The organism is Pseudomonas sp. MH9.2 (assembly GCF_034353875.1).
Taxonomy (GTDB): Bacteria; Pseudomonadota; Gammaproteobacteria; order Pseudomonadales; family Pseudomonadaceae; genus Aquipseudomonas.
The window spans coordinates 1802938-1829271 of the sequence record NZ_CP133784.1 but is presented as its reverse complement, the minus strand read 5'-3'; the positions used below and the strand labels follow the sequence as shown (position 1 = coordinate 1829271).

Genomic DNA, 26334 nt, shown 5'->3' with positions numbered 1-26334 from the left:
TGTCTTGCCTTCGCTCGCTGCGTTTTCACACAGTCTGTGCGGTTTTGTTTTTACAGCGATTCCTAAAGGGCGTCTTACTGGGGGCGTTGGCTTTCCAGTGTTTCCAGTTCGGCTTTGTATTGATGAGCGTCCGTCTCGTTATGGAACATCCCGACCAGCAAATCCTGCTGGTGCACATCCCATATCTGCACGCCCGCGGCGTTGCTTTCGTGGGAGATATGGGAAGCGTCGCGTTCAGTAACTTTTACGGTCATCTTTGTAAGCTCCTGACTCTAGGTAGCTGCGGCAACACGTCGCAGGCCTCTGTTATATCGTTAGCTAGCTATCTAAGTAAATGACTGAAATCTGTAACACACCTTTGCATAAAGTGAAGGAATAACTCCGGGGCGCGGACGGTATGGGTGTCGCGGAGGTCGCGGGTGTGGGGTGTCGGCGTCTCGGACAGGTTACGTTCAGTTTTGCCTTGGTCCTGCGCAGCGCGCGCAATAAAAAGCCCCCGCTGAAAAGCGGAGGCTTGGGTCTTGCTGGCGAACTCAGGCCTGTTAGCTGCCTTTGACCGCATTGCCATTGACGGTGCCGTTCAACAGCATGATGTTGTATTCCTTACCGTCGGTTTCGACCTGTTGCAGGCGAACCAGCAGGTAATCCCAATCCTTGGCGAACCACATCACGGTAATGCGTTTGTTTTGCGTCGGGTCGCGTACACGCTCGACCTTGATGGCGTCGATCTTGCCAGCCTTGGTATCGACCTTTTCCGAGCCGAGTACGCGGAAGTCGTAGGTGTCTACAGAGTCACCATCGACCACCTGGTAGCTCATGCTCTTCTTGCCGGCAGCCACGTCTTTTTGCAACGCCAGCTGGTAGGTCGACTTGTCGAGCACGCCGGGGTTGATGGGCAGGTTGATCACGTCACCGCGATCCGTGCCGCTTACCACCTTGCTGCTCCAGTCGAACGCCATGTCGATCTTTTTGGTTTTACCCAGACCGCCGCGTTCGAAGTTATAGGACTGTGGCAGCAGGGTGCCCTTGTCGACACGCAGGGTGCTGACCTCGGTCAGGCTGGCGATCATCATGGAAGCCTTGAAGCTCAGGGTCCAGGTGTCGTTCGCGTTTTTCGTGAGGCTGCGTTCGGCGGTGCCGCTCATGGGCAGCTGTTTCCAGTCAGCGGTGTAGCTGGCGGAAAACGGCTGAAGGTCTGCGGCCTGAACAGCTGGCAGTGCGAGCAGAGCGAAAGCGAAGAGCAAAGCGCGACGCATAATATCTCCTAGATTCGAATCAAGTGGCCACTGGCCGGGAGTAACTGGCCATCCAGTAATGCGCCCTGTTCGCCGAGGCTTAGTCTTCCTTCGGCAAACCATCGTATTGCCAGCGGATAAATCTCGTGTTCCTGAGCATGAACCCGGTGTGCCAGGGTGGCTGGCGAGTCGTTCAACTCTACCGGGATTACTGCCTGTACGACCAGTGGACCCCCATCGAGTTCCTCTGTCACGAAATGCACGCTGCAGCCGTGTTCGCTGTCACCAGCTTCAAGCACTCGCTGGTGAGTATGCAAGCCCTTATAAAGCGGCAGCAGAGAAGGATGAATATTCAGCAGGCGGCCCTGGTAGTGACGGACGAATGTCGCACTCAATATGCGCATGAATCCGGCGAGCACCACCAGCTTGGGTTGGAAGGTGTCGATCAGCTCGATCAGCGCAGCATCGAAGGCCTCTCGACCTTCGAACGCCTTGTGATCGAGGACGCGGGCTTCGATGCCTGCGTCCCTGGCGCGCTGCAGGCCGAACGCATCGGCGCGATTGGATATCACCGCGCGGATACGGACAGGGTTGTCGACACCCTTGAAGCTGTCGATCATGGCTTGCAGGTTGCTGCCGGTGCCAGACAGCAGCACCACCACGTCACACGTTGCAGGTATCTGCACTGACATCAATGTACCTTGAGGTTTTTCAGCTCGACCTGTGCAGCGCCTTCGGCAGCGGTGGCGATCTGACCGATGACCCAAGGTTGCTCGCCGGCTTCACGCAGCACGTTCAAGGCCACTTCGACGTGTTCCTGAGCGACGCAGATGACCATGCCCACGCCACAGTTCAGGACGCGGTGCATTTCCGTTTCAGCGACATTGCCTTGCTGTTGCAGCCAGTCGAACACGGCAGGACGCTGCCAGCTGGCGACATCGACCACCGCCTGAGCGCCTGCTGGCAGTACGCGCGGGATGTTGTCCAGCAGGCCGCCGCCAGTGATGTGGGCCATAGCCTTCACTGCGCCAGTGTCCTTGATCAGCTTGAGCAATGGCTTCACGTAAATGCGAGTCGGCGCCATCAACAGGTCGGTCAGCGGTTTGCCGTCGAGCTGGATGTTTTCGATGTCGGCACCGGCCACTTCGATGATCTTGCGGATCAGCGAGTAACCGTTGGAGTGCGGGCCGGAAGACGGCAGGGCGAGCAGGGCGTCACCGGCGGCGACTTTCGAACCGTCGATAATGTCGGCTTTTTCCACGACACCGACGCAGAAGCCGGCCAGGTCATAGTCTTCGCCTTCGTACATGCCGGGCATTTCTGCGGTTTCGCCGCCTACCAGCGAGCAGCCGGACAGCTCACAGCCAGCGCCGATGCCGGTCACGACCTGAGTCGCGGTCTCGACGTTGAGTTTGCCAGTGGCGTAGTAATCGAGGAAGAACAATGGCTCTGCGCCGCAAACCACCAGGTCGTTGACGCACATGGCGACCAGATCGATGCCGATGGTGTCGTGTTTGTTCAGGTTCAGCGCCAGGCGCAGCTTGGTGCCCACGCCGTCGGTGCCGGAGACCAGTACAGGCTGCTTGTAGCCGGCCGGGATTTCGCAGAGGGCGCCGAAGCCACCCAGGCCGCCCATGACTTCCGGACGCTTGGTGCGCTTGGCCACGCTCTTGATGCGTTCGACCAATGCTTCACCGGCGTCGATGTCTACACCGGCGTCTTTGTAGCTCAGGGAGGGTTGCTTGCTCATAATCCAGGCCTTTAAGGGGATTCGGGGGGTCGACCGAAGTCGGCAGGGCCTCTCGAAAAACGCTGCATACAAGGAATGCTGCGTTTTCAGGGGCCACCGCCATCGCCAGTCTGCGAAGGCGCGCGATTTTATCAGGCTTACAGGGCAGCGGCCATCCTTAGGCCGACGGGCAGGCTTATTAGAACCCAAAATAATCGATGCATGCGCTCAAGCTGGCTCGTTTGTCGGCGGCTGTATAAGGTGTCGCTATGATTCTGTATGAATGATTCGGCTCGATGTGTGGTCTCAACCATATCAGTCGTTTTCACGCGGCTTTTTTCATGCCGCTTTTGCTCGTCGGGAACCTTCCATGCGTCTTTCTAAATTGTTGTTTGTGGGCTGCCTGTCATTGATCAGTCTGCCCAGCGTTGCTGAAACCATGAGCAACTTGTACCAAGTGCGTGAAACAGTCAGTGGGCAAACCCCTGATGAGCGCACTCAGGCCACGCAACACGCGTTGGAAACCTTGATTCTGCGGCTGACAGGTGATCCCAAGGCCCCGCAAAGCGCTGGCCTGGCCGGGTTGCGTAAGGACCCGCAACAGATCATCACCAAGTACGGCTACGAAGCGGGTCCGCCAGAGAGCTTGCTGGTTGATTTCGATCCAGCCAGTACCGAGCGCTCGCTGCATCAGGCAGGCTTGTCTGTGTGGGGCAGCAATCGTCCGACGATCCTTGGTTGGTGGTTGAGTGATGCCACTGATGGCTCCAATCTGGTGGGTGATGGTCAGAGCGCGGCCGAACCCTTGCGTCGCGCGGCGCAGCACCGGGGTTTGCCGCTGCGTCTGCCTTTGGCGGATTTGAGTGAGCAAATTGTAGGAACGGCCAAGAACATCGAAGGCACCGACTCTGCGCCGTTGAGGGCCGCTTCCGAGCGGTATGGCGCCGATGGTTTGCTGGCGGTGCATGCCCGTGAAGAGAACGGTCAATGGCAGGGTAAATGGCGTTTGTGGCTGGGCCAGCAGAGTGAGCAGGGCACGGCCACCGGCGCGGACAGCGGAGCCTTGGCCGATGCTGTCCTGCTGGCGGTCAGCGAACGTCTGGCGCCGCGCTATGTGGTCAAGCCCGGTGCGTCGACCGCGCTGGTGCTGGAAGTGCAGGGCATGAACCTTGAACGTTACGCTCAGTTGAGTCGCTTGCTCGATCCATTTGGCGCCAAGCTGAAAACGGTGAGCGGTGATCGCATTACCTACGAGGTCAATGGCAGTGCCGATCAACTTCGTTCGCAATTGTCCCTGGCCAAATTGCAGGAAGTTCCAGCGGGCGAGGTGAGTGCTGCAACGCCGGCACAACAACCTCCGGTCGATGGCGTTGCCCCCGTGACTCAACCGTCTTCTGCACCGCAGTTGCACTTTCGTTGGTAACGGCGGGACGGTGCTTCGGGTTGGTTTTTATTCTTGGGTTTGAGGGGCGGTAATGGCTGACTCACGTCGTTGGTTCTGGATTGGCGGGGTTGTCCTGCTGTGTGTGTTTGTGTTTTTGCTGCATCCGATTCTGACGCCCTTTCTGATTGCGCTGCTTTTGGCCTATATGGCCGACCCTTTGGTCGATCGGCTGGAAGCTGCCGGGCTGTCGCGCACCTTGGGTGTGGTCGCGGTGTTCGGTTTGTTCACGATGATTCTGATGGCGCTGCTGCTGGTCCTGGTGCCGATGCTGGCCAAACAGTTGTTCCGCCTGTATGAACTGGCGCCACAGATACTCGACTGGTTGCAGCACACGGCATTGCCATGGACCCAGGCCAAGCTGGGCCTGGCTGATGGTTTCTGGAAGTTCGACAAGGTCAAGGCCGCCATTTCCGAGCACATGGGGCAGACGGGCGATATTGTCAGTGTGGTGTTGGCTCAGGCGACGGCATCCGGTCTGGCGTTGATCGGCTGGTTGACCAATCTGGTGCTGATCCCGGTGGTGTGCTTCTACCTGCTGCGCGACTGGGACCTGATGATGGCCAGGATTCGCAGTCTGTTGCCGCGCCATCGTGAAGGGCAGATCGTCAAGCTGGCCAGCGAGTGCCATGAAGTCCTCGGTGCCTTTATTCGCGGTCAGCTATTGGTCATGGTTGCGCTGGGCTTTATCTATGCCGCCGGCTTGATGCTGGTGGGCCTGGAGTTGGGCCTGCTGATCGGAGTGATTGCGGGTCTTGCGGCGATTGTGCCGTACATGGGTTTTGTAATCGGCATCGGTGCCGCCGTCATCGCCGGGCTGTTCCAGTTTGGCGGCGACGTGTACCCCATGATGGGTATCGTCGCGGTGTTCATGGTCGGTCAGGCCCTGGAAGGCATGGTTCTCACCCCATTGCTGGTGGGTGACCGGATTGGTCTGCACCCGGTGGCGGTGATCTTCGCGATTTTAGCGGGCGGTGAGCTGTTCGGTTTCACGGGTGTGTTACTGGCGCTACCGGTGGCGGCCGTCATCATGGTTTTGGTGCGCCATGTGCATGACCTCTATAAAGAGTCGGATATTTACGGTGGCACGGTAGATCCTGATCTGTAGGTGATCTGCCTGTTACGTCGGATCCTGGTCTATTCGCACTGGATCAGGTGCACCGATGCGGCGCATGACCGGAAGTAAACGCAAACCTTTGATTTTGCTTGTGGTCTGCCGCATTGTGCACCCAGCGTCACCGGTATAAACTTTGCCCACTTTATACTGAGGCCCCTAGCGGCTCGCTTGAGCCGTTCAGCCAGCATGAAACCGATTCAGCTGCCCTTGGGTGTGCGTCTGCGTGATGACGCCACCTTCATCAATTACTATCCCGGCGCCAATGCCGCAGCACTCGGCTATGTTGAGCGTCTGTGCGAAGCCGATGCTGGCTGGACCGAAAGCCTGATTTATCTCTGGGGCAAGGATGGCGTCGGGCGTACTCACTTGCTGCAAGCCGCTTGCCTGCGCTTCGAGCAGTTGGGCGAGCTGGCGGTTTACTTGCCCTTGGCGGATGTGATGGATCAAGGCGTTGAGCTGCTCGATAATCTGGAGCAGTACGAGCTGGTTTGCCTGGATGACCTGCAAGCGGTGGTTGGCAAGCCGGAGTGGGAAGAGGCGCTGTTCCACCTGTTCAATCGCCTGCGCGACAGCGGCCGTCGCCTGTTGATCGCCGCGTCCCAGTCTCCACGGGAGCTGCCGGTCAAACTTCTCGACCTCAAATCACGGCTGACCATGGCCCTGGTGTTCCAGATGCGTGGTCTGTCCGATGAAGACAAACTGCGCGCCTTGCAGTTGCGCGCTTCGCGCCGTGGCCTGCACCTGACTGATGAGGTCGGTCATTTCATCCTGACTCGCGGTACCCGCAGCATGAGTGCGCTCTTCGACTTGCTCGAACGTCTCGATCAAGCGTCACTGCAAGCGCAACGCAAGCTGACCATTCCTTTCCTGAAGGAAACGTTGGGTTGGTAGCGCGGCCGTGGTAGATCGCAAGCTATTGCTGCAAACAGCAGCGGCGTTGCGTCATGCCCGGCGCATCCTGATTATTACCGGCGCTGGCTTGTCGGCCGACTCGGGCCTCCCGACCTACCGGGGCGTTGGCGGGCTGTATAACGCAAAGACCTCGGACGGGCTGCCCATCGAAATGGCGCTGTCTGGCCCGATGTTGCGCCGCGACCCTGCGCTGTGCTGGAAATATATCGCCGAACTGGGCAAGGCTTGTCTCGGTGCGCAACCGAATGCCGCCCATTACGCCATCGCTCAGTTGCAGCGACTCAAGCCTGAATGCTGGGTCCTGACGCAGAACGTCGATGGCTATCATCGTGCCGCTGGCAGCCCACCTGAGCGCTTGATTGAAATCCACGGGCAGTTGGCGCCGTTGTTTTGCCAATCCTGTGGCGCCATCGACCCGGAACTGAGCGAGCACCTGCAACGGCCATTGCCGCCCTTGTGCAAGCACTGCCATGGGGTATTGCGCCCGCGAGTGGTGTTGTTCGAGGAAATGTTGCCCGAGCGGGCGCTGGAAACGTTGTACGAAGAAATGGCCAAGGGTTTCGACGCTGTATTGAGCATCGGCACCACTGCCAGCTTCCCGTATATTCACGAGCCGGTCCTGCGTACGCGGGTGTCGGGGGGCTTTACCGCCGAGATAAATCCGACGCCGACCGACCACAGCGCCGCCATGGATGTTTTCCTGGGCTGTAGAGCCTTAGAAGTTATGGAGGAACTGGTAAGTCACATTTAGATCGATTGAATTTGCAAATCAGGGTGATAGAAGGCATAGTCTCATCTCCTTTACATCACTAGCCACGGTCGTGCCCATGCTAAATCGCTTCGCACCCCTCGTGCCCCTCGCACTGGTTTCACTCCTTTTTGGTTGCGCGGCTAACATGCCTGCCTCGAACCAGCAGCAGGTCCAGAATCAGGCTCATGCCTCGATTACTGCGCAGTCTGCACGCTCCTCCCAGATGGCCGACGGATCTGACTCCGTGTTGTCCGAAGAGTTGATCACCGAAAAAGAACTGGCCGAGTTTGCTGACAGCAAGCCGTACCGCATGCCGATTCTTGCCGACAGCATCCTGGAACGCGGCATGTCCCTGATCGGTACCCGTTATCGCGTAGGCGGTACGTCCGAAGCAGGTTTCGATTGCAGCGGATTCATCAACTACCTTTTCCGTGAAGAAGCGGGCATGACGTTGCCACGCTCCACTCGCGACATGATCAACTTGAAGGCTCCACTGGTTGCTCGCAACAACCTGAAGCCGGGTGATCTGCTGTTCTTCAGCACCAAGGGTCGCGGTCGTGTGAGCCATGCCGGCATCTATCTGGGCGATGATCAATTCATCCATTCCAGCAGCAGCCGCAGCGGTGGTGTTCGGGTCGATAGCCTGGATGACAGCTATTGGAAGAAGACCTTCATCGAAGCTAAACGTGCGTTAGCGATGGCGCCGACTACAATCCAAAGCCAACGCTAGTCATTACCGGAGCGTGTAACTCAAGTTACACGCAGTTCGGGCTCCCGGCAGAGTAAGCCGCATCCAGATCAGGTTGTTGTGTTTATGTCGATTACGGTACGCCTAGGGTTGATTACATTGGCTGCTGCGCTTCTTGGCGCTTGCGCAAGCCACGCTCCACCCCCTTCAAAACAATGGGTTGTTCGACCCGTTGCGCCAATGACTTCCGATTATTCCTCGCCTGCTGCTGAAGACGTGCTAATTCGCGCGCTGGGTTTGGTCGGCACGCCTTATCGCTGGGGCGGCAATACGCCTGATTCGGGCTTCGATTGCAGTGGGTTGATTGGTTATGTCTACCGTGACGCGGCCGGTATCGCGCTACCACGCTCGACCCGAGAGATGATTGTGATGCGCGCGCCGGACGTCGGGCGCAACGCTTTACAGTCTGGTGATCTGTTGTTCTTCGCCACGTCAGGCGGCTCGCAGGTCAGTCACGCCGCGATCTACGTTGGGGAAGGGCGCTTTGTGCATGCGCCGGCAACGGGCGGCACAGTGCGCCTGGACAGCCTCGACAACAGCTATTGGCAAAAAACCTACCTCAACGCCAAGCGCGTCATTCAGCCAGAGCATCTGGCGCGTAATAACCCCTGATTTGATGTGATCGTGCAGTAAATCCTGCCCCGTCGAAAGCGGGGCTTACTGCGCCTTTGCCGCCGTCACCCGCCAGATTTTATTCCCCACGTCATCGGCCACCAGCACTCCGCCATGCTGATCATTGATCACGCCCACCGGACGCCCCTGGGCCTTCTCGTCTGCGTTGAGGAAACCGGTCAACAGGTCGACGGGGGCGCCGCTGGGTTTGCCGTTGGTGAACGGTACGAATATCACCTTGTAACCGCTGTGGGGGTTGCGGTTCCACGAACCGTGTTGGCCGATGAATACACCTTGGGTGAACGGTGCCGGCAGCGATTTTCCGTCACTGAAGGTCAGACCCAACGACGCGGTGTGGGGTCCGACGGCGTAATCCGGTGCAATGGCCTTGGCCACCAAAGCCGGGTTTTGGGGTGAGACGCGCACATCCACATGCTGGCCGTAGTAGCTGAAAGGCCAACCATAAAATGCGCCATCCTTCACTGACGTAATGTAATCGGGTACCAGATCGCTGCCGATTTCGTCGCGCTCATTGACGGCGGTCCACAGCGTGCCTGTCTGCGGTTCCCAGTCCATGCCATTGGGGTTGCGCAGGCCAGAGGCAAAGATCCGATGCGCGCCCGTCGCGGCATCGACTTCCCAGATCGCGGCTCGACCTTCTTCCTTGTCCAGGCCGTTCTCACCGACATTGCTGTTGGAACCCACGGTCACGTACAGTTTTTTACCGTCTTTGCTGGCAATGACGTTCTTGGTCCAGTGGTGATTGAGTGTCCCTGCAGGCAGGTCTGTCACCTTGCTTGGCTTGCCGGTAATCGAGGTTTGCCCGTTTTCATAATGGAAACGCAGCAGTTGATCGGTGTCGGCGACATAGAAGTCGTTGCCGACCAGGGCCATGCCAAAGGGTGAATTAAGGTTTTGCAGGAACACGGTACGGGTTTCAGCAACACCGTCATGGTCTTTGTCGCGCAGCAGTGTGATCCGGTTGGCGGACGCTACGCCCGCCCCCGCACGCCCCATGACCTTTTTCATGATCCAGCCCCGAATGCCTTTGCTGTCATCGGGCTTGGCCGGCGAGTTGGTTTCAGCGACCAGTACATCGCCGTTAGGCAGCACGTACAGCCAGCGCGGGTGATCCAGGTCTTCGGCAAACGCTGACACCTGAGTGCCTGGTGCAGCGACAGGTTTTGCACCCTTTGCCCAGCCCACGGCAGGGGCGATGTTCACGGTCGGGATCAGTGTTTTGTTCGGTTCAGGCAGCTTCGGCTGCGGGCCCGTGCCTTCCGCTACTTGCAGGCTGGCAGTCTCGCCGCAAGCGGTAAGGCCGGTCATCAGTACAAGCAGTACTGCCAACTGAGGTCTGAGTGTGAACATGACGATCTCCATGAAAAGCGAAAAGTGCGCGTAAAGCAGTAGAGGAGGGTGGGCTGTTGAGGTTCAACCTTTTGCAGGTGAGTTGATAGTCAGCAAGCTTAGTAGGTGGCGCGGGATGGCTGTCGTTTAATATCAATCGATATGACTCGCACGGGTCAAACAGCTTTATTACGCGAAAGGAAAGGGCGCTTCGATTGACGCTCTATCCCCAACCCTCTACCCTTCGCGACGTGTTTCAGGTGCTCAGCCATCGCTGATGGGCTGAGTGAAACAGGGAAGCCGGTGAGGACGCGTCCAGCGACCGATTCCGGCGCTGCCCCCGCAACGGTAAATGAGTCAAAGCTGCGCATTCAGTCACTGCATCGTAAAAAATGTGGGAAGGCGCGCAGTGGGGGCAAAGCCCGCTCATGAGTCCGGAGACCGGCCTGAACCATCCAACAGCATCACGGCGGGCGATGCTCTGCGCAGGGTCTTTTTTGACCGTGCTGGCAGTCAATTCCTGTGCCTTCCGTTTGCTTTCGCGTGCCCTGCTCAAACGGAGAGCTGAGATGAACGAATCCCCCGAACGTGACGAACGCCATCTGGCGCGCATGCTGCGTAAAAAAGCCGTCATGGACGAGCGCATTGCCAGTTCGCCGAATGAATGCGGGCTGTTGCTGGTCCTGACGGGGAACGGCAAAGGCAAAAGCAGCTCAGCGTTCGGCATGCTTGCCCGCGCCATGGGCCACGGAATGCAGTGTGGCGTCGTGCAGTTCATCAAGGGTCGCAACAGCACCGGTGAAGAGCTGTTCTTCCGTCGTTTCCCCGAGCAGGTGCGTTATCACGTCATGGGCGAGGGCTTCACCTGGGAAACCCAGGACCGCCAGCGCGATATCGCCGCCGCCGAAGCTGCCTGGGAAGTGTCCCGGGAAATGCTGCGCGACCCAGACATCGGCCTGATCGTGCTCGATGAACTGAATATCGCCCTCAAACACGGTTATCTGGATCTGGAGCAGGTCCTCAGCGACCTGCAAAGTCGTCCGCCGATGCAGCATGTGCTGGTGACGGGCCGCGGCGCGAAACCCGAGCTGATTGATCTGGCGGACACGGTTTCCGAGATCGCCGTGGTCAAGCATGCCTTTCAGGCCGGTATCCGTGCGCAGAAAGGCATCGAGCTATGAGCAGTCCTTCATGAGAGCGCCGCGTCACTGCCCGGCGGTGTTGATCGCTGCGCCGGCTTCCGGCCAGGGCAAGACCACCGTGACGGCCGCGTTGGCCCGACTGCACCGCAATCAAGGGCGCAAGGTTCGGGTGTTCAAATGCGGCCCTGACTTTCTCGACCCGATGATTCTCGAACGCGCCAGTGGCGCGCCGGTCTATCAGCTGGATTTGTGGATGGTCGGCGCCGATGAAAGCCGCCGACTGTTGTGGGAGGCGGCGGGCGAAGCCGACTTGATTCTGATTGAAGGGGTCATGGGCTTGTTCGACGGTACGCCGTCCAGCGCAGACTTGGCGCGCCATTTCGGCGTACCGGTTCTGGGCGTGATCGACGGCACTGCGATGGCCCAGACTTTTGGCGCGTTGGCCCTGGGCCTGGCGCGTTATCAGCCGGACCTGCCGTTTGCCGGGGTCTTGGCCAATCGCGTCGGCACCGTGCGCCACGCGCAACTGCTCGAAGGCAGCCTGACCGAGGGCTTACGCTGGTACGGCGCGTTGTCACGAGAAACCGGGATCGAGTTGCCGAGCCGTCATTTGGGCCTGGTCCAGGCCAGCGAACTGAATGATCTGGATGCACGCCTCGACGCCGCCGCCACCGCCCTAGGCAGCACGTGCGAGGTGTCCTTGCCGCCGGCTGTCGAATTCGCCGCGCCCGACATCGTCAAGGCTGAACCCTTGCTTGAGGGGGTGCGCATTGCCGTGGCTCGGGACGAAGCGTTTGCCTTTACCTACGGCGCCAGTCTTGACCTGCTGCGGGCCATGGGCGCCGAGTTGTCGTTTTTCTCGCCGATCCACGACACCTTCATTCCCGATGCCGACAGCCTTTATCTGCCGGGCGGTTACCCCGAACTGCACCACGTCGCGCTGGGTCAAAACCTACCGATGCTGGCCGCCGTTCGCGCCCATCATGCAGCAGGTAAACCCCTGCTGGCTGAGTGCGGCGGCATGCTTTACCTGCTGGATGCCTTGACCGATGTCGACGGTCAGCGAGCGGAGCTGGTGGGGCTGCTGACTGGCGAAGCCGTGATGCAGAAACGTTTGGCGGCGCTGGCTTTGCAAGCGGTCGAGCTGCCGGAAGGCTTGCTGCGTGGACACACCTATCACCACTCGCTGACCAGCACTGAGTTGCAGCCCATCGCTCGCGGCGTGAGCCCCAACGGTGGGCGCGGCGCCGAGGCGGTCTATCGTGACGGGCGCATGACCGCGTCTTACGTACACTTCTATTTCCCTTCTAATCCTCAAGCGGTTGCGGCGCTTTTCAAACCATGAATGATCAGGCGTTCAGCCCCGACGAACGTGCGGCGGTGTATCGAGCGATTGCCGAGCGTCGCGACATGCGCCACTTCATCGGTGGTAGCGTGGCGCCGGAGCTGCTGGCGCGATTGCTCGAAGCGGCGCATCAGGCGCCCAGCGTCGGGTTGATGCAACCGTGGCGCTTTATTCGCATCAGTGACCGGTCGCTGCGGGAGAGCATCAAGGCACAGGTCGAGGCAGAGCGGATTCTTACCGCAGAAGCCTTGGGTGAGCGCTCCGACGATTTCATGAAGCTCAAAGTCGAAGGCATTAACGATTGCGCGGAAGTGCTGGTCGCGGCGCTGATGGATGATCGCGAGCGGCATATCTTCGGGCGCCGCACCTTGCCGGAAATGGACATGGCGTCCTTGTCCTGCGCGATTCAGAATTTGTGGCTGGCAGCGCGTGCCGAAGGGTTGGGCATGGGCTGGGTTTCACTGTTCGAACCGCAAGCGCTGGCCGACCTGCTGGGCATGCCGGCGGGGGCAAAACCCTTGGCGATTCTGTGTCTGGGACCGGTGGCCGAGTTTTACCCGGCGCCCATGCTGGTGCTGGAAGGGTGGGCGCAGGCGCGTCCGCTGAGCGAATTGCTCTACGAAAACCAGTGGGGAGTGAGTCGATGAGCATGGCGTTGTTGAGCGTCGCCGGGGTTGCGCTGGATGCGCTGCTGGGCGAGCCGAAACGGGCGCACCCGCTGGTGGCGTTCGGGCGCTTTGCCGACCGGATCGAACAGCGTTTCAATTCGGCTGGGCGCGGTTGGCGCAGTCATGGGGTCACCGCCTGGTTCATCGCGGTGATCCCGTTGACGCTGCTGGTGACTTTTTTCAGCTGGTTGCCCTATATAGGCGGGTGGGTGGAGGTTCTGGCGCTGTATTGCGCGCTGGGTTTGCGCAGCCTTGGCGAGCACGTCGAGCCGGTGGCGCAGGCCTTGCGCAGCGGTGACCTGGACGAAGCCCGTCGTCGCGTGGGCTATCTGGTGAGTCGGCAGACAACGGAGCTGGACTCGACTGAAGTCGCCCGCGCGGCCACCGAATCAGTCTTGGAAAACGGCAGCGATGCAGTGTTCGCCGCCTTGTTCTGGTTTGTTGTCGCGGGTGCGCCGGGGGTGGTGTTGTATCGCTTGAGCAATACCCTGGATGCTATGTGGGGCTATCGCAATGAACGTTTCGAACGGTTTGGCTGGGCGGCGGCAAAAATCGATGATGTCTTGAATTACATTCCGGCACGCCTGGTGGCGTTGACCTACGCGCTGCTGGGCAACACCCGATTGGCCCTGCGCTGCTGGCGTTCTCAAGCACCTGGCTGGGACAGTCCGAATGCCGGTCCGGTGATGGCCGCCGGTGCGGGCGCGCTAGGCGTGGAGTTGGGTGGGGCAGCGATTTATCACGGTGAACTGCACCAGCGTCCGCAATTGGGCGAAGGCGCGCCGGCTGATGCTCAGTCGATCGATCGTGGCTGGCAACTGGTCCAGCGCGGTGTCTGGTTGTGGTTGCTGGTCCTGTGCGTGGGGGCTGAACTGTATGCTTGAGCACGGCGGTCGCTTGCGAGATGCGGCATTGCACTACGGCATCGCTGAAGCCGAGTGGCTGGACCTGTCCAGTGGTATCTCGCCCTGGCCCTGGCCGATTCCGGAAATCCCGGCGCGAGCCTGGGCGCGGCTGCCGGAAACCGACGATGGCCTGGAACTGGCAGCCTGCGCCTACTATGGCGCCCCTCGTGTGCTACCGGTGCCCGGTTCGCAAGCCGCGATTCAGGCGTTGCCGCGTTTGCGTCGTGCGGGCAAGGTCGGTGTGTTATCGCCGTGTTATGCCGAACATGCCGAAGCCTGGCGTGCCAACGGCTTTCGGGTGCGCGAAGTGTTCGAGCACGAAGTGGATTTTTTCATCGACAGCCTTGATGTGCTGGTGGTGGTCAATCCGAACAACCCCACCGGGCTGAGCATCGCCCCGGAGCGCCTGCTGGAATGGCACGCGCACCTGGCCCAGCGCGGTGGCTGGTTGGTGGTCGATGAAGCCTTTATGGACAACACGCCGCAGTTGAGCCTGACCGCCGAAGCCTGGCGCGTCGGCTTGATCGTGTTGCGTTCGTTCGGCAAGTTCTTCGGGCTGGCGGGCGTGCGTTTGGGCTTTGTGATTGCCGAACCACAGCTGCTCAAATTGCTGGCGCGGCAGATTGGCCCTTGGGCCGTCAGCGGGCCAACGCGTGTGCTGGGGCAAGTGTGCCTGAGCGATGTCGAAGGTCATCGCCTGCAACGCCTGCGTACCGAACACGCCAGCCAGCGCCTGGCTGAACTGCTGAGCCAGTATGGCTTGAAACCTCAGGGTGGTTGCGCGCTGTTTCAATGGTTGACGACTCCGCACGCTGTTCAGGTTTATGAGTTCTGTGCCCGGCGCGGGATTCTGCTGCGGCTGTTTTTGAACACCGGCAGTCCCCACCACAGCGCCCTGCGTTTCGGTCTGCCGGCTGAAGAAGTCGACTGGCAACGGTTCGAACGAGCTCTTAGCGACTACACCAAGGAAATACCATGACCACCTTGATGGTGCAGGGGACGACGTCAGACGCCGGTAAAAGCACGCTGGTGACCGCGCTCTGTCGCTGGTTGACCCGTCAGGGCGTTCGCGTGGTGCCTTTCAAGCCGCAGAACATGGCGCTCAACAGCGCAGTGACGGCGGACGGTGGCGAGATCGGCCGAGCGCAAGCGGTGCAGGCCCAGGCCGCTGGGCTCGAGCCACACACCGACATGAATCCGGTGTTGCTCAAGCCTAATAGCGACACGGGCGCGCAGGTCATCATCCACGGCCGGGCGGTGACCACCATGAACGCGGTGGCGTATCACGGCTATAAAGAGGTCGCGATGCAGGCGGTGCTGGCCTCGCACCAACGCTTGAGTGCGGCCTATCCGGTGGTCATGGTCGAAGGCGCCGGATCGCCTGCCGAAATCAACCTGCGTGCTGGCGACATCGCCAACATGGGCTTCGCCGAAGCGGTGGATTGCCCTGTCCTGTTGATTGCCGATATCAATCGCGGCGGGGTCTTCGCCCACTTGGTGGGCACCCTGGAACTGCTGTCCCCGAGTGAGCAGGCGCGGGTCAAAGGTTTCATCATCAATCGTTTTCGCGGCGATATCGCCTTACTGCAACCGGGCCTCGACTGGCTGGAAGCGCGCACCGGCAAACCGGTGATCGGCGTGCTGCCGTATGTGATGGATTTGCACCTCGAGGCCGAAGATGGTCTCGATCAGCGCCAGACCGACAAGGTCGAGCAGGTGCTGAATGTGGTGGTGCCGGTATTGCCGCGTATCAGCAATCACACGGACTTTGACCCGTTGCGCCTGCACCCACAGGTGAATCTGCAGTTCGTCGGTCCTGGCCAGCCGATCCCGGCTGCGGACTTGATTATCCTGCCTGGCTCGAAAAGCGTGCGCAGCGATCTGGCGTTCTTGCGCAGCCACGGCTGGGACATCGCCATCGCCCGGCACCTGCGCTATGGCGGCAAGGTGTTGGGCATTTGTGGTGGTTTGCAGATGCTCGGTCAGCAGCTGCATGACCCGCTGGGGCTCGAAGGCGCGCCCGGTTCCAGCGCCGGTTTGGGCATGCTGGACATCAACACCGTGCTGGAAGAACAGAAACAACTGCGCAATGTGCGTGGCCATCTCGCGCTTGAAGACGCGCCCGTGAGCGGTTACGAAATTCACGCGGGGGTGACCACTGGCGCGGCGCTGGAGCATGCCGCCGTGCGCCTTGATGATGGTCGCCATGACGGTGCACAGAGTGCCGACGGGCAAATTCTCGGCACCTACCTGCACGGCCTGTTCGAGTCGCCGCCAGCGTGTGCTGCATTACTGCGCTGGGCGGGCCTGGAGAATGTGCAGCACGTCGACTACCACGCGCTGCGCGAACGCGACATCGAGCGACTGGCGGACCTGGTTGAGAACCACTTGGACGGCGCGCTTTTGCGAACCCTGTGTGGTTTGGACGACGCTGGTTTAGAGGGCAACTGACATGCTGCAACTTATTCTAGGCGGCGCTCGTTCGGGCAAAAGTCGACTGGCCGAGCAGTTGGCCACCCACAGTAGCCTCGACGTCATCTATATCGCTACCAGCCAGGCGCTGGATGGCGAAATGAGCCAGCGCGTGGCGATCCATCGTCAGCGCCGCCCCGACAGCTGGGGCCTGATTGAAGAACCGCTCGAACTGGCCCGTGTCCTGGTCGAGCAGGCCAGTGCCCAGCGGTGCCTGTTAGTGGATTGCCTGACCTTATGGCTGACCAATCTGCTGATGCTCGAAGACCCTGAGCGCCTGGCCCTTGAGCGCGAGGCGCTGTTGAACTGCCTCGCCGGGTTGCCCTGTGAAATCATTTTTGTCAGCAACGAAACCGGGATGGGCGTCGTGCCCCTCGGTGAACTGACCCGGCGTTACGTCGACGAGGCCGGCTGGCTGCATCAAGCCCTGGCCGAACGTTGCCAACGCGTGGTGTTGACCGTCGCTGGCCTGCCCTTGACCTTGAAAGGACCCGCAATATGAGCAATTCCTGGTGGCTGAAGCCGGCGCAGGCAATCAATAGTCAGGTGCGTGAAGAGGCTCTGGCCCGTCAGCAGCAGTTGACCAAACCGGCCGGCTCTCTCGGGCAGCTAGAGCGGGTAGCGGTGCAGCTCGCCGGGTTGCAGGGGCGGCTCAAGCCCAGTGTCGACAACCTGTGGATCGCCATTTTTGCGGGCGATCATGGCGTGGTTGCAGAAGGGGTTTCGGCTTTTCCGCAGGAAGTCACCGGGCAAATGCTGCATAACTTCGTGACTGGCGGTGCGGCAATCAGCGTGCTGGCCCGTCAGCTTTCGGCGCAGTTGGAAGTGGTTGATCTGGGCACGGTATCGCCGTTGAACCTGCCGGGTGTCCGGCATTTGCAGTTGGGTGCGGGCACCGCGAACTTCGTCGAAGGGCCGGCGATGACCGAGGCGCAGGGTTTGCTCGCGCTGGAGGCTGGGCGTGACAGTGCTCGCCGTGCACTGGCGTCGGGCGCGGAGCTGTTTATTGGCGGCGAGATGGGCATCGGCAACACCGCAGCGGCCAGCGCATTGGGATGCGCCTTGCTCGAATGCCGGGCACAGTTGCTGGTTGGGCCGGGCACTGGGCTCAATGCGGCGGGCGTCACGCACAAAGCGTTGGTCATCGAGCGTGCGTTGGCGCTGCATGCCGGGCATGCTGGCGATCCGCTGCGCACTTTGTTCTGTCTGGGCGGCTTCGAGATTGCAGCGCTGGTCGGTGCCTACCTGGCCTGTGCTCAGGAAGGTATCGCGGTGCTGGTCGACGGCTTTATTTGCAGCGTTGCGGCGTTGGTTGCGGTGCGCTTGAATCCATCGTGTCGTGACTGGTTGTTGTTCGGCCATCGGGGCGCCGAGCCAGGCCACCGGCACGTGCTGGAAGTCTTGCAGGCCGAACCTTTGCTCGACCTGGGCTTGCGCCTGGGTGAGGGCAGTGGTGCAGCGTTGGCTGTGCCTTTGCTGCGTCTGGCCTGTGAACTGCACAACGGCATGGCGACGTTCGCCGAGGCGGCAGTGGCGGACCGCCCGGCATGACCTTGCGCCTCGATCTGCTGCGTCATGGCGAAACCGAGCTCGGCGGTGGCCTGCGTGGCAGCCTGGACGACGCTCTGACGGCTGCTGGCTGGGCGCAGATGCGCGTGGCGGTGGCTGAGGGTGGACCGTGGGATCGAATCGTCAGCTCGCCGCTGCAACGCTGCGCACGCTTTGCCCAAGAGCTGGCTGACCAGTTGGCCCTGCCACTGCACATGGACGCCGATCTGCAGGAGCTGCACTTCGGTGAATGGGAAGGGCGCAGCGCTGCCCAACTGATGGAGACCGACGCGGAGAGTTTGGGGCTGTTCTGGGCCAATCCTTATGCGTTCACCCCGCCCAAGGCTGAACCGCTGACGGCGTTTTCCTCGCGGGTATTGGCGGCGGTCGAGCGTTTGCATCAGGCCTATGCCGGTCAGCGCGTGTTGCTGATCAGTCACGGCGGGGTGATGCGCCTGTTGCTGGCTCAGGCTCGGGGGTTGCCCCGTGAGCAACTGCTTCAGGTTGAAGTTGGGCATGGTGCACTGCTGACGCTTCAGGTCGGCAGCGGCTGCGTGTTGAGCGAATGAACCTGTCGCCCTTCTGGATTGCCCTGCAGTTTCTCAGCAGCCTGCCCATTCGCCTGCCGGGCATGCCGGAGCCGCAAGCGTTAGGGCGGTCGTTGTTGTTTTATCCGTTGGTGGGGCTGCTGTTCGGGCTGGTGCTGATGGGCCTCAATGCGCTGTTGAGCGGTACGCCGTCGATGTTGCATGCGGCCTTGCTGCTGACCGCCTGGGTAGTGCTCAGCGGCGGCCTGCACCTGGACGGATTGGCCGACAGCGCTGATGCGTGGCTCGGTGGCTTTGGTGACCGCGAACGCACCCTGAGCATCATGAAAGACCCGCGCAGTGGACCGATCGCGGTCGTTACCCTGGTGCTGGTGCTTCTGCTCAAATTCTGTGCCCTGCTGGCAGTGATCGAACACCGGCAGAGCGTGGCCTTATTGCTGGCCCCATTGATCGGGCGCAGCGCCATGCTCGCCTTGTTTCTGGGCACACCGTATGTACGGGCGGGTGGGTTGGGACAAGCACTGGCCGATCACCTGCCACGCACACTGGGCCAGCAGGTTTTGCTGTTGAGCGCCGTGGGGTGCGTGCTCGTGGCGGGAGTGAGCGGTCTGATTGCCCTGTTGGTGGCGTGTGTCTGTTTCTTCTGGCTACGCCACCTGATGCTACGCCGACTCGGCGGCACCACCGGCGACACCGCCGGCGCGCTCCTGGAATTGCTGGAAGTGGCAGTGCTGGTGGTGTTGGCGCTGGTTTATGCCTAGGCAAGCCTGATTCCACAGTGTTCCTGTCTCAGCTCAAATTGTGTGGTTGATCGCATTCTCTGTGGGAGACCCAGCCCAGCCCCGCCTGAAGCCTGTGCCGGGCTTATTCGCAAGCAAAACTACGCGTCCCGCTGCGAAGGCGTCTCGCCAGTCACATCTCCCTCTCTGTCTGATGCATTGACAGTCGTTGTGCGTGAAGCGTAGTTTTCGTCGGTTGGATTACGGGCCTAATACGCCTACTTTGCAGGGCTTGATGAGCGAGCCGGAGAATAAGAATGACATCGGTCTGGCGTACCAGTGGTTGGATTTTGCTGGGGAGTGCGTTGATCCTCGCGTTGTCCCTGGGTGTGCGGCATGGCTTCGGTTTGTTTCTGGCGCCCATGAGTGCTCAGTTCGGTTGGGGGCGTGAGGTATTTGCCTTTGCGATTGCATTCCAGAACCTGATTTGGGGCCTGGCCCAGCCGTTCGCAGGCGCACTGGCGGATCGCTTCGGTGCGGCGAAAGTGGTGTTTGTCGGCGGGATTCTTTATGCCGTGGGCCTGGCATGCATGGGCATGGCCGATTCGCCGTTGTCCCTATCCCTGAGCGCCGGTGTGTTGATCGGTATCGGTTTGTCCGGCACCTCATTTTCGGTGATTCTGGGCGTGGTCGGTCGAGCGCTGCCACCCGAGAAACGCAGCATGGGCATGGGCATCGCCAGTGCGGCCGGTTCATTCGGTCAATTCGCCATGTTACCCGGCTCCCTCGGCCTGATTGGCTGGCTTGGCTGGTCGGGGGCATTGCTGGTGCTGAGCGTGCTGGTAGCGATGATTCTGCCGCTGGTTGCAATGATCAAAGATGTGCCGACGCCACTCACTGGAGGCGAACAAACCCTGCGTGAAGCCCTGCATGAAGCCTGTACCCACTCGGGTTTCCGGCTCTTGGCCCTGGGTTTTTTCGTCTGTGGTTTTCAGGTGGTTTTCATCGGTGTGCATTTACCTGCGTATCTGGTCGATCAACACCTGCCCGTCAAAGTCGGCACCACGGTGTTGGCCCTGATTGGTCTGTTCAATATCTTCGGTACTTACACGGCCGGTTGGCTGGGCGGGCGTATGTCCAAACCACGCTTGCTGACCAGCCTGTACCTGATTCGCGCTGTGGTGATTGCCTTGTTCCTGTGGGTGCCGCTGAGTGAGACCACGGCCTACCTGTTTGGCGTCGCCATGGGCCTGCTGTGGCTCTCCACCGTGCCTCTAACCAACGGTACGGTCGCCACTCTGTTCGGGGTGCGCAACCTGTCGATGCTCGGTGGTATCGTCTTCTTGTTCCACCAATTGGGTGCCTTCCTCGGTGGCTGGTTGGGTGGCGTGGTGTATGACCGCACGGGGAATTACGATTTGATCTGGCACGTGTCGATCCTGCTCAGCCTGCTGGCTGCTGCCCTGAACTGGCCGGTGCGCGAGCGGCCGGTGGCGCGGTTGCAGGTTCAGGGCGTGGTGCTGTGAACAGCGTCTGGCCTTGGCTCGGCGGCATAACCCTCGGGTTTTTGCTGCTGGCGCTGGTGTGGTGGGGCTGGCAGCACGTTGGTCTGGGTGCGCTGCAATTGGGCATGAGTACCTGCTAGGCATCATGATCGAGCCACAACAGGTCAAAGGCCCGAATGCCACCCACCTGTTCAAGGTGCTGGCCGAGCAGAGCAGCGAGCCGCGCTGGAATTTCTATAAGTACGTGATTGACCGTCAAGGCCACGTAATCGCCCATTTTTCCAGCCTGACCAAACCCGATGATGCCGCTTTCGTTGCGGCTGTCGAGAAAGCCATTGCGTCCAAACCCTGATGGTCTGAGCCTTAAGCTGCAACCATGAAAAAGCCCTGCATCCATTATTGAACTGCAGGGCTTTTTCGTATTCGGCTGACGAGCCTTTCAGCTCGTCGCGAACGGGCTCATTAGAAGCGGTAAGTCACAGACGTACCGAAACCGTGGGCGCTGTTGTTGTAGGTGGAGCTATAGGTACCCTTGGTCGGGCTAGACAGATTGACGGTGGTGTCTTCTTCCTTGAGGTAGGAGTAAGCCACGTCGATGGTCAAATCGTCTGTCGGGCTATAACCGGCACCGAAGCTGATGGCCCTGCGGTCACCCGTCGGGATGCGCGGGGAGCGGTCGGTGTTGTTGGTGGGCGACTGGTCAACCGAGAAGCCGGTGCGCAGGGTCCACTGCTTGTTGAGCTTGTACGCGGCACCGATGGCGTGCGCCCAGGTGTCGTGCCAGTTCTGCTCCTCGGTGATCGTGCCGATCGGGCCTGCGCTGCCACCCAACGCCGCTGCGACTCCGCTGTTCTTCACGGTGATGTTTTGCAAACGGCTCCAGCGGGTGTAGGTGGTACCTGCGTAGAGGGTCCAGTCGTCGTTCAATTCGTGAGTGACCGAAAAGTCCGTGGACTCAGGTGTCTTGAGGCTGAGTGAAGCGTCGTACTTGCTGCCGCTGTACGGGCCAAAGCCTGCGCCATCAATCTCAGTATGGCCTTCAAGTTTGAAGTCGACCACTGAGTGGTAGGTCAGGCCTACACGGGTGCGGTCAGTGACTTGAGCGAGGATACCGATGTTGTAACCAAGGGCGGTGTCGTTGCCCTTGATCCTGACTTGGCCGTCAGGGCCTACGCCTGCACGGGTGACTGTCGGGGTGGCCGAGGTCAATTCGCCGTCGATGCGGTTGATGGTCGGACCAAAACCGATGGAGATTTTGTCATTGAACGCATAGCTGACAGTAGGCTGCAAAGTAACGACTTTTACGTCACTTTTCTTACCGTAGTAGCGACCGGCGAAGCCATGTTCATACTGGGTGACCAGGCCGAAGGGGGCGTAAATGCCGACACCAAAGGTCCAGTGATCATCAATAGGCTTTACGTAGTAACCCATGGGTACGGCGATCAGTGGAACCATATCGCCATCATTGCTGCCGCCGAATGGACGGCCGACACCGTCATGGATATCGGTTTTTGCGTCGAGAGCTACAGCGCCCAGGCTGACCTGTTCACGCTTGATGCGCGACATACCGGCCGGGTTACCGAACACAGTGCTGGCGTCTTCGGCAGAAGAAGAGCGACCGGCGAAACCCGTGCCCATGCCGCTGACGCTCTGCTCGTTGACCGCGAAGCCTGAGGCAAAAACTTGAGTGGATACCATGCCGATGGCGAGGCTAAGTGTGGTCTTGAGCATTACTTTTTTCATTATTAGAACTCCGTGTTGATCACGGGTCGGAAATTACCAACATTTTCGTCTAAGCGCCATAGCCTAGATGGCCCGAGATAGAGCCTTCTTGTAGGACAATTTGTCCAAGTGCGTCGATCTGCAGCGATCTTGCAGCTGGAGAAAAAACTCAGGCAACGTGATGAAGAGGGGCTACGCAGGAGTGCCAGGCCGCAGTGAAATCGCGTAAACGACCCTGTGGCTGGAAGGTTTGACGCCAAATTCTTGCCATGGCCAGCACGTCGTTTTCAGCGGGCAAGGGTTTACCTTGTGCTTCGATCAACAGCCAGGCGATGGCGGTGGCATAACGCAGATTAACGGTCAGTTCCAGGTGCGGTCCCTTGAGAAATGCATGCTGACTTGCAAGGCCTCGAACGAGACTGGCTCGTTCCGGGTCCAGTGCCAGGTAGTCATCCCAGAGATGTTGGTGACGAACTTCGGTGATGCGGTACAGCCCATGAGCGCGCCGGCTGTCCAGTGCCTCGCCGAGTGCCGATTGGCTGGCGGCGACCCCGAGCAGCAAGGATTCGGCAGTAGAGCAATAACGTCCAAGATAGATCAGCGTGGGGCGGATCACATATCGACACAGTTCACTGGCGGCGATTCCCATAAAGCCCTCGTGACATCCCTTGTAAAGCAATTAGAGCCGGCGAGGCCGTGGCGCGTGGCAGCGGTGAATCGGATCAGGCTCGCCGGAAGCAGCCAGGGCCGCTTGAGTTGAAGTGTAGTGTCATATTTCGGGCGTAAAGGGCTGTTTTTAAAATATTTGTGCCGGCGGCTTATGGCGTATATATCCCTTTGTGCTTAGCTCATGCTTATTGCTCGGGTGATAAAGGATCAAAAATCCAGGCGGAAAGCAGGCTTGGAAACCGCCAGTCCAGGCGCTGGGTAAATCACAGGCAATAAAAAACCTCGCTTGAAAGGCGAGGTTTTTTGATGGGGCGATTCAGCCAGCGGCTGGCATTCCGTCAGGCAACCAGTGCCTGGCGTGTACGCTCGATCACGGCTTGCAGCGGCTCGGCGCTGGAATACTGATCGGGGTACAGACGTTCGCTGTGACGAGCGATGCCGTGTTCGTTGACGATGGTGAAGCTGAAGCAGCCTTTGCGAGCGGCCATGATCAGGCAATTCATTGGAGCAAATGCGCTGGTTAGGGTGCGAATGGCATCCTGAGTCTGGATATGAGTAGTCATGGTTATGGGTGTTTCCTACAAGCGACACGGTATAAGACCGTGCAAAATAAAAACGTTCCAGTAAACCGCGGGCCAGTGCAAGGCACGGCGGGGCGAAGAACCTGACTGGAACAAAGCAGACAGTTTGAAGCGCGCTTTATCGTATGGCGCTTGGGCTGACTGGTAGGTACTTAGGAGGGCAGGCAACACAACAAGGGCAAAGGTTCGAGGCCCGGGGTGAAGTTCCTGATCAATCTGCAGGTTGGTTGAGTCAGAGCATGAGAGCTGCGCTACACCCTTCCCGTCATTGAGGAAGGCCGTGTGTCGAGTTCATGCCTGGAAACCATCTAGGTGGTCGATCCCGTGTGGTCGGCAACACTTTCACATTGGAAAAGCGTTTGCCGGGGGACTGTTTCGACCAGAATTGACTTTCAGCTTGGTACTAACTGCCGCGATGATAGCGGATCGAGTCCTGGATTGGAAGCCAGCTAATAAAATTAATTGCAGGTGTGTGGGGCAGGCTGAGATAGGGGGCAATGTCGTCCGCCGAGTTCTATGCAGATGTTGGGTCAAAACGAGGGTCGCGTTATAACTGCCAGTGATCGAGTTGTACACACTGGCGCAACAACCTGTCATGCCACTGTCACATCCGATCCCAAGCGCTTGATTTCTTGTGGTGAATTATTAAGTCAATGAAAAACATCGTTTTTTTTCATTGGTGAAAAAAGCGTCAGTTTGAACGCAGGCCACGTTCTATAGGCGTTTGCGAAGGTTCACGGTGGGTTGTCCACTGAGTTATCCACAGCTTCTGTGGATTGTCCCAAGCGCTTGCTCTAGTCCGCGGGTGCCATGGTTGGCGTAGGGGAATTCACAAAATCCTCCATGAAGAGGATCGTTTATCAGCGGTGTTTGCTATTTCTTTTTGGAATTAACAGGTTCGGATGAGGATACCGACTGTCGCCGTGGCGGTCTGTTCTAAGCATAATGCCCGGCACGATACCCCTCAGTGCATAGACGTTATAACCCCCGGAGTTTTTATGGCATTGGACCTGACCAGCCTCCTGCTTGGCCTTGCTGGCGCGGCATTGCCGTTGTTGGCCTTGGCTTGGCAGCTGCAGCGACGGCTGGCACGGCAGCAGGCCGACGCGGCGTTGCTCGACGAGCGTCTGAGTACTGCGCTGTTGGCTCAAGATGGTCTTGGCGCCCAGCTCGACGCCAGCCGTGATGAAATCAGTGACCTGAGCCACGCCAATGCGGCCAAACAGGCTGACCTTGCGGCGGTGCGCCGGGAAGTCGAGTTGCTGCGTCAGGAGCGCGATAACGCCCATGAAGCCGCTCAAGGCTGGAGCCTGGAGCGTGCCGGCAAAGAAGCCGAACTGCGCCGTCTTGACGCATGCTGCGCGTCGCTGGGCGCCGAATTGCGCGAGCAGCAGGAAAGCCATCAACAGCGTCTGAGCGACCTGCAAGGGTCGCGTGATGAATTGCGTGCGCAGTTCGCCGAGCTGGCCGGGAAAATCTTCGATGAGCGCGAACAGCGCTTCGCCGAAACCAGCCAACAGCAACTGGGGCAATTGCTCAACCCGCTGAAAGAGCGGATTCAGTCCTTCGAAAAACGTGTCGAAGAAAGCTATCAGCAAGAAGCTCGCGAGCGTTTTTCGTTGGGCAAAGAGCTGGAGCGCCTGCAGCAGCTCAATCAACGCTTGAGCGATGAAGCCACCAACCTGACGCGCGCACTCAAGGGCCAGAAGACCCAGGGTAATTGGGGGGAATTGATTCTTGAGCGGGTGCTTGAGCATGCAGGGCTGGAAAAAGGGCGTGAGTACCAGACGCAAGTCAGTCTCAAAGGCCCGGATGGCGAGCGCTTTCAGCCGGATGTGCTGATTATGTTGCCCGGCGACAAGCAAGTGGTAGTCGATGCCAAGGTCAGTCTCACCGCTTACCAACAGTACGTCAGCGCCGATGACGAGGTGATTGGTCAAGCCGCGTTGAAGCAGCATGTGCTGTCCTTGCGCAACCATGTCAAAGGCCTGTCGGGCAAGGATTACAAACGACTCGAAGGCCTGCACAGCCTGGACTTCGTGTTGCTATTCGTGCCCATCGAAGCGGCTTTTTCCGCCGCGTTGCAGGCGGAGCCAAACCTGTTTCAAGAGGCGTTCGATCGCAACATCGTGATCGTCAGCCCGACCACCTTGCTTGCCACCTTGCGCGTGATCGATAGCCTGTGGAAGCAGGAACGTCAGAGCCAGAATGCGCGGGAAATCGCTGAGCGGGCAGGTTGGTTGTACGACAAGTTTGTGCTGTTCATCCAGGACCTGGACGAAGTTGGCAATCGCCTGCAACAGCTGGACAAAGCGTACGGTGCTGCCCGCAACAAACTCACCGAAGGGCGCGGCAATCTGGTCAGCCGCAGCGAGCAACTGAAACTACTGGGCGCCCGCGCCAGTAAAAACCTGCCAGCGGACCTGCTTGAAAGGGCCATGACCGATGATGATGGGGTGGTGCAGTTGCCTGAATGATCCTGGGAGAGAGTGACAGCCAGTGCGCGAAGACAATCTCCTCCGTCGTAATCGATCCTTTTAAATAAACTGATGTCGCTTTTGCCCATACATTTTCCGACCGACTGATCAATAATCCATAACATTTTGCCTATCTGG

At 59.5% G+C, this 26334-nt stretch carries 27 protein-coding genes, 1 pseudogene and 1 riboswitch; of the genes and pseudogenes, 20 read left to right on the top strand and 8 right to left on the bottom strand.

The annotated features are described in order from the left end of the window. Nucleotides 1-74: 74 nt before the first annotated feature. The 4 genes from RHM55_RS08560 to purM form a co-directional block, all read right to left on the bottom strand. Entirely contained in the window at nt 75-254 is a 180-nt protein-coding gene (locus tag RHM55_RS08560) for a hypothetical protein (RefSeq protein WP_322181094.1), read from the bottom strand. 288 nt (nt 255-542) lie between these two features. Further along, nucleotides 543-1256 (bottom strand): DUF3108 domain-containing protein, encoded by a 714-nt coding sequence (locus RHM55_RS08555; protein WP_219063934.1) that lies wholly within the window; start codon nt 1254-1256, stop codon nt 543-545. An 8-nt stretch (nt 1257-1264) separates the two neighbouring features. After that, nucleotides 1265-1915, bottom strand: a complete 651-nt coding sequence (purN, locus tag RHM55_RS08550; RefSeq protein ID WP_322182811.1) for a phosphoribosylglycinamide formyltransferase — start codon at nt 1913-1915, stop codon at nt 1265-1267. 11 nt (nt 1916-1926) lie between these two features. Then, entirely contained in the window at nt 1927-2985 is a 1059-nt protein-coding gene (gene purM / locus RHM55_RS08545; protein WP_219063933.1) for a phosphoribosylformylglycinamidine cyclo-ligase, read from the bottom strand. A gap of 349 nt (nt 2986-3334) precedes the next feature. On the opposite strand from purM, the gene RHM55_RS08540 reads away from it, so the two are divergent. The 6 genes from RHM55_RS08540 to RHM55_RS08515 all read left to right on the top strand — a co-directional run bounded on the left by RHM55_RS08540 (nt 3335) and on the right by RHM55_RS08515 (nt 8545). Further along, nucleotides 3335-4387 (top strand): DUF2066 domain-containing protein, encoded by a 1053-nt coding sequence (locus RHM55_RS08540; protein ID WP_322181091.1) that lies wholly within the window; start codon nt 3335-3337, stop codon nt 4385-4387. A gap of 52 nt (nt 4388-4439) precedes the next feature. After that, nucleotides 4440-5513 carry an AI-2E family transporter gene (locus RHM55_RS08535; protein ID WP_322181089.1) on the top strand — a complete coding sequence of 358 codons (1074 nt, stop codon included), beginning with the start codon at nt 4440-4442 and terminating at the stop codon, nt 5511-5513. A gap of 195 nt (nt 5514-5708) precedes the next feature. Beyond that, entirely contained in the window at nt 5709-6413 is a 705-nt protein-coding gene (gene hda / locus RHM55_RS08530; protein WP_322182809.1) for a DnaA regulatory inactivator Hda, read from the top strand. A gap of 7 nt (nt 6414-6420) precedes the next feature. Continuing rightward, the gene (locus tag RHM55_RS08525) at nt 6421-7185 is read left to right on the top strand and encodes an NAD-dependent deacylase (protein WP_322181086.1); all 765 of its coding nucleotides are present in this window, start codon (nt 6421-6423) and stop codon (nt 7183-7185) included. Nucleotides 7186-7261: 76 nt separating this feature from the next. Then, entirely contained in the window at nt 7262-7915 is a 654-nt protein-coding gene (locus RHM55_RS08520; RefSeq protein WP_322181084.1) for a C40 family peptidase, read from the top strand. An 84-nt stretch (nt 7916-7999) separates the two neighbouring features. Continuing rightward, nucleotides 8000-8545, top strand: coding sequence for a C40 family peptidase (locus RHM55_RS08515; RefSeq protein ID WP_322181082.1), 546 nt, complete (start codon nt 8000-8002; stop codon nt 8543-8545). Nucleotides 8546-8590: 45 nt separating this feature from the next. On the opposite strand, the gene RHM55_RS08510 is transcribed toward RHM55_RS08515, so the two are convergent. Continuing rightward, on the bottom strand, nt 8591-9916 hold the full coding sequence (locus tag RHM55_RS08510) for a sorbosone dehydrogenase family protein (protein WP_322181080.1): 1326 nt from the start codon (nt 9914-9916) through the stop codon (nt 8591-8593). Between the two features lie 220 nt (nt 9917-10136). Then, nucleotides 10137-10360, top strand: a riboswitch (cobalamin riboswitch). A gap of 104 nt (nt 10361-10464) precedes the next feature. On the opposite strand from RHM55_RS08510, the gene cobO reads away from it, so the two are divergent. From cobO to RHM55_RS08445, 13 genes and pseudogenes are all read left to right on the top strand, one after another. Continuing rightward, on the top strand, nt 10465-11076 hold the full coding sequence (gene cobO / locus RHM55_RS08505; protein WP_322181078.1) for a cob(I)yrinic acid a,c-diamide adenosyltransferase: 612 nt from the start codon (nt 10465-10467) through the stop codon (nt 11074-11076). A gap of 10 nt (nt 11077-11086) precedes the next feature. Further along, a complete protein-coding gene (locus tag RHM55_RS08500; protein ID WP_322181076.1) occupies nt 11087-12382 on the top strand; it encodes a cobyrinate a,c-diamide synthase in 1296 nt (431 codons plus the stop codon). Continuing rightward, nucleotides 12379-13029 carry a 5,6-dimethylbenzimidazole synthase gene (gene bluB, locus RHM55_RS08495; RefSeq protein WP_322181074.1) on the top strand — a complete coding sequence of 217 codons (651 nt, stop codon included), beginning with the start codon at nt 12379-12381 and terminating at the stop codon, nt 13027-13029. Before RHM55_RS08500 ends, bluB begins: the two co-directional genes overlap by 4 nt. After that, nucleotides 13026-13934: an adenosylcobinamide-phosphate synthase CbiB gene (cbiB, locus tag RHM55_RS08490; protein WP_322181072.1), complete on the top strand. Its 909-nt coding sequence runs from the start codon at nt 13026-13028 to the stop codon at nt 13932-13934. The genes bluB and cbiB overlap by 4 nt, the downstream gene beginning before the upstream one ends. Next, nucleotides 13927-14934: a threonine-phosphate decarboxylase CobD gene (gene cobD / locus RHM55_RS08485; RefSeq protein ID WP_322181070.1), complete on the top strand. Its 1008-nt coding sequence runs from the start codon at nt 13927-13929 to the stop codon at nt 14932-14934. Before cbiB ends, cobD begins: the two co-directional genes overlap by 8 nt. Then, a complete protein-coding gene (locus RHM55_RS08480; RefSeq protein ID WP_322181068.1) occupies nt 14931-16406 on the top strand; it encodes a cobyric acid synthase in 1476 nt (491 codons plus the stop codon). The genes cobD and RHM55_RS08480 overlap by 4 nt, the downstream gene beginning before the upstream one ends. A gap of 1 nt (nt 16407) precedes the next feature. Continuing rightward, nucleotides 16408-16929: a bifunctional adenosylcobinamide kinase/adenosylcobinamide-phosphate guanylyltransferase gene (cobU, locus tag RHM55_RS08475; protein ID WP_322181066.1), complete on the top strand. Its 522-nt coding sequence runs from the start codon at nt 16408-16410 to the stop codon at nt 16927-16929. Continuing rightward, nucleotides 16926-17978: a nicotinate-nucleotide--dimethylbenzimidazole phosphoribosyltransferase gene (gene cobT / locus RHM55_RS08470; RefSeq protein ID WP_322181063.1), complete on the top strand. Its 1053-nt coding sequence runs from the start codon at nt 16926-16928 to the stop codon at nt 17976-17978. Before cobU ends, cobT begins: the two co-directional genes overlap by 4 nt. Next, on the top strand, nt 17975-18544 hold the full coding sequence (gene cobC / locus RHM55_RS08465; protein WP_322181061.1) for an alpha-ribazole phosphatase family protein: 570 nt from the start codon (nt 17975-17977) through the stop codon (nt 18542-18544). Before cobT ends, cobC begins: the two co-directional genes overlap by 4 nt. Nucleotides 18545-18546: 2 nt before the next feature. Then, nucleotides 18547-19284: an adenosylcobinamide-GDP ribazoletransferase gene (locus RHM55_RS08460; protein WP_322182807.1), complete on the top strand. Its 738-nt coding sequence runs from the start codon at nt 18547-18549 to the stop codon at nt 19282-19284. A 275-nt stretch (nt 19285-19559) separates the two neighbouring features. After that, a complete protein-coding gene (locus RHM55_RS08455; protein ID WP_322181059.1) occupies nt 19560-20768 on the top strand; it encodes an MFS transporter in 1209 nt (402 codons plus the stop codon). Further along, complete coding sequence (locus RHM55_RS08450) at nt 20765-20887, top strand: hypothetical protein (protein WP_322183158.1); 123 nt, start codon at nt 20765-20767, stop codon at nt 20885-20887. The genes RHM55_RS08455 and RHM55_RS08450 overlap by 4 nt, the downstream gene beginning before the upstream one ends. Before the next feature lie 5 nt (nt 20888-20892). After that, a pseudogene (locus tag RHM55_RS08445) lies at nt 20893-21099 on the top strand (glutathione peroxidase); the annotation flags it as partial. 110 nt (nt 21100-21209) lie between these two features. Here RHM55_RS08445 and RHM55_RS08440 read toward each other — a convergent pair. From RHM55_RS08440 to RHM55_RS08430, 3 genes are all read right to left on the bottom strand, one after another. Then, complete coding sequence (locus tag RHM55_RS08440) at nt 21210-22490, bottom strand: OmpP1/FadL family transporter (protein WP_322181057.1); 1281 nt, start codon at nt 22488-22490, stop codon at nt 21210-21212. 148 nt (nt 22491-22638) lie between these two features. Continuing rightward, on the bottom strand, nt 22639-23118 hold the full coding sequence (locus RHM55_RS08435) for a hypothetical protein (protein ID WP_322181055.1): 480 nt from the start codon (nt 23116-23118) through the stop codon (nt 22639-22641). Between the two features lie 358 nt (nt 23119-23476). Then, the gene (locus RHM55_RS08430; protein WP_322181053.1) at nt 23477-23701 is read right to left on the bottom strand and encodes a hypothetical protein; all 225 of its coding nucleotides are present in this window, start codon (nt 23699-23701) and stop codon (nt 23477-23479) included. 1130 nt (nt 23702-24831) lie between these two features. On the opposite strand from RHM55_RS08430, the gene rmuC reads away from it, so the two are divergent. Beyond that, a complete protein-coding gene (gene rmuC / locus RHM55_RS08425; protein ID WP_322182805.1) occupies nt 24832-26196 on the top strand; it encodes a DNA recombination protein RmuC in 1365 nt (454 codons plus the stop codon). Nucleotides 26197-26334: the final 138 nt, after the last annotated feature.